The sequence below is a fragment of the Priestia sp. YIM B13552 genome (assembly GCF_042787775.1).
GTDB lineage: Bacteria > Bacillota > Bacilli > Bacillales > Bacillaceae_H > Priestia > Priestia megaterium_E.
Window position 1 is genome coordinate 299574 of sequence record NZ_JBHZOU010000006.1, and the last position, 6000, is coordinate 305573.

Annotated in this window: 7 protein-coding genes; 5 read left to right on the forward strand and 2 right to left on the reverse strand. The window is 37.9% G+C overall.

All coding sequences use genetic code 11. The features are described from left to right. Window positions 1-134: 134 nt before the first annotated feature. Together ACFX40_RS22705 and ACFX40_RS22710 are read right to left on the reverse strand one after the other, a co-directional pair. Complete coding sequence (locus ACFX40_RS22705) at window positions 135-374, reverse strand: hypothetical protein (RefSeq protein ID WP_377256409.1); 240 nt, start codon at window positions 372-374, stop codon at window positions 135-137. Beyond that, the gene (locus ACFX40_RS22710; protein WP_377256412.1) at window positions 319-1626 is read right to left on the reverse strand and encodes an MFS transporter; all 1308 of its coding nucleotides are present in this window, start codon (window positions 1624-1626) and stop codon (window positions 319-321) included. Before ACFX40_RS22710 ends, ACFX40_RS22705 begins: the two co-directional genes overlap by 56 nt. A 296-nt stretch (window positions 1627-1922) precedes the next feature. Between ACFX40_RS22710 and ACFX40_RS22715 the strand changes: the two genes are divergently transcribed. From ACFX40_RS22715 to ACFX40_RS22735, 5 genes are all read left to right on the forward strand, one after another. Further along, complete coding sequence (locus tag ACFX40_RS22715) at window positions 1923-2237, forward strand: ArsR/SmtB family transcription factor (protein WP_013083854.1); 315 nt, start codon at window positions 1923-1925, stop codon at window positions 2235-2237. Between the two features lie 70 nt (window positions 2238-2307). Then, window positions 2308-2736, forward strand: a complete 429-nt coding sequence (locus ACFX40_RS22720) for a DMT family transporter (protein ID WP_028409192.1) — start codon at window positions 2308-2310, stop codon at window positions 2734-2736. A 12-nt stretch (window positions 2737-2748) separates the two neighbouring features. Further along, window positions 2749-3201, forward strand: coding sequence for a DMT family transporter (locus tag ACFX40_RS22725; protein ID WP_013057779.1), 453 nt, complete (start codon window positions 2749-2751; stop codon window positions 3199-3201). Between the two features lie 239 nt (window positions 3202-3440). Then, window positions 3441-3896 (forward strand): hypothetical protein, encoded by a 456-nt coding sequence (locus ACFX40_RS22730; RefSeq protein WP_014459377.1) that lies wholly within the window; start codon window positions 3441-3443, stop codon window positions 3894-3896. 393 nt (window positions 3897-4289) lie between these two features. After that, window positions 4290-5912 carry a glutamate/serine transporter AimA gene (locus tag ACFX40_RS22735; RefSeq protein WP_098524736.1) on the forward strand — a complete coding sequence of 541 codons (1623 nt, stop codon included), beginning with the start codon at window positions 4290-4292 and terminating at the stop codon, window positions 5910-5912. Window positions 5913-6000: the final 88 nt, after the last annotated feature.

Below are 6000 nucleotides of genomic sequence, written 5' to 3' on the forward strand. Positions count from 1 at the left end.
ACCTGAAAAATGAGTCGATAGACAGGAGAATTTCTTTTCTTGTCAAAAGGCAATACGTCAGAGGAAGTTTCTTATTGGATATAATTAGCGGATGTTTGCGCTAAAAATTTTGCGCATTTTCGCGAAGCTATAGGTTAAACAACCGTTTTATCTCGAATTTCTTTTGAAATGGTTACGTCTTTCCAAAGCTGTTCGTATTTATAACCCGTTAAACTTTCACAAACCGCTTTCGCTTCAGGAGTAACGTCTTTCGCTCGGCCTCCCTTTTTTCTTCTTTGAATTTCAGTTAATAAGATTTTGTGATTTTCGGGACTTATTTTAAACCATATGGTTGCGATAATTCCAGCGAGAATCAAAATAGCAGGTACAATCATGAACAAGCTTTTGCAAGCCCGCTAGCGTAGACGCTGACTGCTCGGCGTTTGGTACATAGCCAATATTTTTTAAGGCAACACCAACAAGAAAAATCGCAAGCGCCTGAGAAGATTTTCGAATAAACGACATCAGCCCTGCATACACGCCTTCTCTTCTTTTTGTCGTAATCATTTCATCTACATCTGATACGAACGGCAGTACATTCCATGGAATCATAATCGCTCCTGAATGACCGCTTCCTAAGAAAAATGCTGCTAGATAAATAAGAACTAAAGAGCTATCTGTTGTTAGGAAACTGAATAAAATAATGCCCGTTCCCCATATGATCATGCTGAAGTTATAGGTTAATTTATTTCCTAACTTAATGGCTATGTACGTAACAAGAGGAATAAATAGCACCTGTGTAATTTGGACAAAGCTTAGGGTGTCTGCATAAATAGCTTCGCGCAGCATGTAATAGGCAATAAAATAAAAGAAAAGAGCATTAAATACATCCATTGCAATGTAAGATGCTAAGTACATGGCAAGATACACGTTAAACGACTTGTTTTTAAATGCACTTCCAAAACTGATAAAAAGCTGCTTAAATTCTAACCAAAATCCGTTTTGCTTTTTTCGTTTCACTACTTCTCCGCTATCCCATGTTCCTTTATAGACAAAAATCCATGGAAGAGCAAAAAGAAGACCAAAGATAATGCCCATGATTAAATACCCTTGTCCACCTGGAAACGCATCAATGATTCGTTTTGGGAAGAAAGCGCCTAAAAATGAAGCGCCTTGTGAAAAGACCATGCGTATTCCCGTCATTTTCGAACGAATGCTATAATCTGTTGTCATCTCTGCTGCTAGCGTATTGTAAGGAACCATGACCATACCAAACGCCGTGTTAAATAAAAGATAGGCTAAGATAAAATAGGTGTATTTGAACATATGCGAGCCTTCAATAGGAATCCACAGCATACTGAACGTGATGGCAACTGGAATGATTCCAAAAAGAAAAAAGACTCTTCTTCGTCCTTTTTTCGTCTGAAGATGATCAGATATGTACCCGATGGTTGGATCTAACAAAGCATCCCACACTTTTCCAAGAGCTACAATCGTTCCTGCTTCTACAGGAGAAAGCCCGACTACATCCGTTAAAAAAACCATAAATAATGTGCCGATGATAAAAAAGGATCCTCCGCCAAACAAATCCCCAAATCCATACGCTACCATATTACGAAAGCGCACTTGTTTTGTTTTCCCTTGCATATGCAGCCCTCCCCCTGAGTAAATAGACTAGCTTCTTTTGTTATTCACTTTTTTCTATTTTACTAAACTATCCCTTGAAAAATAAGGAATATGTCACCTTTTCTACTCAAAAGAATAAGATACTTCTTGGTCATATAACATAGAAAGATGACTGGGTAAACCGTTCTTCTTTATCCTCTATTATAAGTTGACTTTTCTTGCACAGCTGTTATAATTCAACCCATCGCTTGTTATTCGACTATAAAATGCAAACTTGAACATTTGACATCTGAGCTGTTACGAATAAAATAATAAGTATGAAACCTATTGATATCTTTAAAGCATTATCTAATGAAACTCGATTAAATATATTGGAGTGGTTAAAAGAACCTGAAAAGCATTTTAAAGACAAACAAGCACATTTGCCTAAGGAGGTCAGCAGCAGAGGCGGTGTTTGCGTGGGAGATATTCAGGAAAAAGCTCAGCTGTCTCAATCCACAGTGTCCAGTTATCTTTCCATGATGCAAAAAGCAGGTTTGTTAGAGTCAATTCGGCACGGTCAATGGACATACTATCGCCGAAATGAAGAAACGCTTCAAGAGCTTTCTTCATTCTTACGAAAAAAACTTTAACGAGTTTTTTTCACTTATTATATCTATTTTTCTAGATATACAAATATAAAGAAATATTGGAGTGATAAATGTGAAGTTGTTGGTTTATTTGGTTGCGGTTCTAGGCGGCGCTGCTTTAAGTATGGAAGGCGCTATTGCCGGAGAACTTGGAAAAACAGTGGGGAAACTTGAAAGCAGTTATTATATTTTTATCATGGGAACGCTCATTTTAGGTCTGACCACTTTATTTGCTGGAAAAGGAGATTTACCTTACGTCTTAAAAGCACCTAAGTGGAATTTAACCGGCGGTTTATTAGGTACGGTTTATTTAACAATTCTAGTGATTAGTATCCCCTTTATCGGAATTGGCGTTTCAATGGTTGCTGTTATTGTGGGCCAAATGATTACAAGCATGATCATTGAGCATTTTGGTTGGCTTGGCAGCAGCAAAATTAAAATTAACAAAGAACGCGTAATGGCTATTGTATGTATGGGAATTGCGCTTGTACTTATTTTCTAGGAGGATTTTACGATGAGTTTATTGATGGTGATACTTACCTTAATAGGAGGATTAACGCTAAGCGCTCAGTCTTCTATTAACGGCACACTAAGTAAAAAAACAGGTACGTTTGAAACAGCTTTTTTAACTTTTGCGACAGGTGCCATGATTTTAACAATTGTCGTTGTATTCTTTGGTCAAGGAAACATTCTCTCGGTTTTCGATGTCCCTAAATGGCAGCTTACCTGCGCTTTATTCGGAGCATCTTATTTATTTCTAACGGTTTTAGCTGTACCTAAAATTGGTGTAACAGCAGCTAATATCTCAACTGTTATCGGTCAGTTATTTGCAAGTATGATTATCGACCATTTCGGCTGGTTTGGAAGCAAGGAAGTACCCTTTGATCTATCCCGCTGGATTGGTGTAGCATTTATGTTATTAGCTCTTTATTTTATTTTCAAAGGCAATAAGAAAACAGCAGCATAAAATGTTCATGAAAATAGCCAAGTGTCCCTATGTAAAGGCGCACTTGGCTATTTTTGTACGTAAACCGCATTTGAATTTTCAATCAATTATTTAGAACATATTTTATTTAAACTAAATTGATTTTAAATAAGGTAAATTCCACAAAAAAATTGTGCATACCTTCCTGCCTTTGTTCAAAAGATAAAGAGGCAGATCTAGAAAATCGGCTACATAAACGAACAGGTAAGGTGGGTTTTTTCGTGGGAAAATTTTTATTTTTAGCAGCATTTGTCTTTTTTTGTTTTACGCTTTCCATTTCCGCAGAAGAAAATATACCAGAAGAAAATATAGAATCACACGTAAGTCAGCCTGTAGTAAAAGATTTTATTTATCAATCTCTTGAACCTTGGGTACATCAAGATATTACTTCTCATTATGAGAAGGTTTACGGTAAACAGCATAAAAAAGTAAAAGTTCGCCCGATTAAAAAAGATGATATCGGGATACAAATGGGTGAAATACAGCCCGGTAAAGGCGGTAAGTTCACTCATATTGTGCGGGTAAAAATCTTAAACTTAAAAGTAAAGCCTGAAGGAGAAGATGAATTTTTTGCAACGGATACGCTTATTTATAAAGTGAATATTAACGAACTTTCTGCTGAAAATGATGTAGAAAACGTTGTAAAACTGCTTGAGTATAAACATCAAGAAAGATAAAGGTCCAACTCTCCCCCCTTTTGAAGGTATGTATTCCTCTATTCAAAAGGGGCTTTATTATGAAGCGTGTTTTTTCTTCACATTTTTAGGGAATACAACTACCACTTATCCCCTATTTTTTTCATATTGCTAGTGCATAAGGTATGAACTTGATAACTTTTTGTCGGTTTTTATCTATTTCTGTAGGGTTTCCTGTAGGATGAAAAAGAAAGTAAAGCGCTTTAATTACCGTGACAGAAAGGTTGAGGATAGCTGTCCTGCATAACTGGAAATCAATAGGCATTAAGAACTGCATGTAACGACAAAAGTTGACAACCAAAGATTTCAGAATAATAATAATAAAGCAACAATGTTTAAATGAAAGACTTATTTTACATGAAAGGTGTTAGTCAGATGAACAATTTACATCGAAGAATGGGAACATTCGCGTTAACCATGACGGGACTTGGATCAATTATTGGGTCCGGCTGGTTATTCGGAGCTTGGCGAGCAGCTCAAATTGCAGGGCCGGCTGCTATTTTATCATGGGTCATTGGAATGGTCGTTATTTTATTTATTGCACTTTCTTACAGTGAATTAGGATCCATGTTTCCCGAAGCCGGCGGGATGGTCAAGTATACGCAGTACTCACACGGTTCGTTTATTGGTTTTATCGCTGCTTGGGCAAACTGGATTGCGATTGTATCCGTTATTCCAGTGGAAGCAGTAGCTTCTGTACAGTATATGAGTTCGTGGCCTTGGAAGTGGGCACAGTGGACAAGCCACCTCGTAGAAAAAGGAACGTTAACTGGCGAAGGATTAGCTATCGCTACTGTGCTATTGATTATTTACTTTTTACTGAATTATTGGACAGTTGGACTATTTTCCAAGGCCAACTCGTTGATCACTATTTTTAAAATTGTTATACCGGGACTTACAATTGGAGCACTTTTATTTGTAGGCTTTCACGGCGAGAACTTCACTTCTGGCAGCAGCATCGCACCAAACGGCTGGGCTAGTGTGCTAACAGCTGTTGCTACATCTGGAATTGTATTCGCTTTTAACGGTTTTCAAAGCCCCATTAATATGGCTGGAGAAGCAAAGAATCCTGGAAGAGCTATTCCGATTGCGGTTGTAGGCTCAATTTTAGTGGCTACAGTCATTTATTTGCTTCTTCAAATTGCTTTTATCGGTGCGGTAAATCCTTCTGATATTGCGCAGGGATGGAGTCATTTAAATTTCAACTCTCCATTTGCAGATTTAGCTATTGCCCTTAACATTAACTGGCTTGTCATTGTACTGTATGCAGATGCGTTTGTTTCACCATCTGGAACGGGTATTACGTATACAGCTACTACTGCTCGAATGATTTATGGTATGGAACAAAATAAATATTTACCAAGTGTTCTAGGACGCCTTCATCCTATTTATGGTGTTCCGCGTCAAGCCATGTTTTTTAACTTAGCTGTTGCTCTTGTCTTTTTGTTTTTATTTCGGGGCTGGGGCGTGCTGGCTGAAATTATTTCAGTCGCTACGCTTATTTCTTACATTACAGGTCCTGTTACGGTTATGACGCTAAGACGAACTGGAAGCGATTTATATCGTCCCCTTCGTTTAAAAGGATTAAGCATTATTGCGCCGCTAGGTTTTATTTTCGCCTCTTTAACACTATATTGGGCGCGCTGGCCGCTGACGGGACAAGTTTTGTTTATTATTTTAATCGGCCTTCCTATTTATTTTTATTATCAAGCAAAGGCTAAATGGAAAGGTTTTCGACAAAACTTCAAAGGCGGCGTATGGATGGTTGTATACTTACTTTGTATGATGACTATTTCATGGCTTGGAAGCGAAAAGTTTGGAGGCCTTAATGTTATTAAATATGGATGGGATATGGGAATTATTGTTGTTGTTTCCCTTCTCTTCTACACATGGGCTTTAAAAAGCGGCTTCAAAACAGAGTATTTAGAGAATGGAAGAAAAGTAAATGACGGCTTAAAAGCAGCAGCGGCTGAAACAGCCGCTTCCAAAGAGTCATAACAAAAGCACCTGGGACTGCACCCTGTTTGTGAGACAGGACTCAAAGCACCTTTTAAACAGCCAGCTGCCGGTATTGTACTGGTGACTG

Excerpts from the sequence above, each read along its gene's own strand:
- ACFX40_RS22705 (WP_377256409.1), bottom strand. The coding sequence starts at position 374 with ATGATTGTACCTGCTATTTTGATTCTCGCTGGAATTATCGCAACCATA.
- ACFX40_RS22710 (WP_377256412.1), bottom strand. The coding sequence starts at position 1,626 with ATGCAAGGGAAAACAAAACAAGTGCGCTTTCGTAATATGGTAGCGTAT.
- ACFX40_RS22715 (WP_013083854.1), top strand. The coding sequence starts at position 1,923 with ATGAAACCTATTGATATCTTTAAAGCATTATCTAATGAAACTCGATTA.
- ACFX40_RS22725 (WP_013057779.1), top strand. The coding sequence starts at position 2,749 with ATGAGTTTATTGATGGTGATACTTACCTTAATAGGAGGATTAACGCTA.
- ACFX40_RS22735 (WP_098524736.1), top strand. The coding sequence starts at position 4,290 with ATGAACAATTTACATCGAAGAATGGGAACATTCGCGTTAACCATGACG.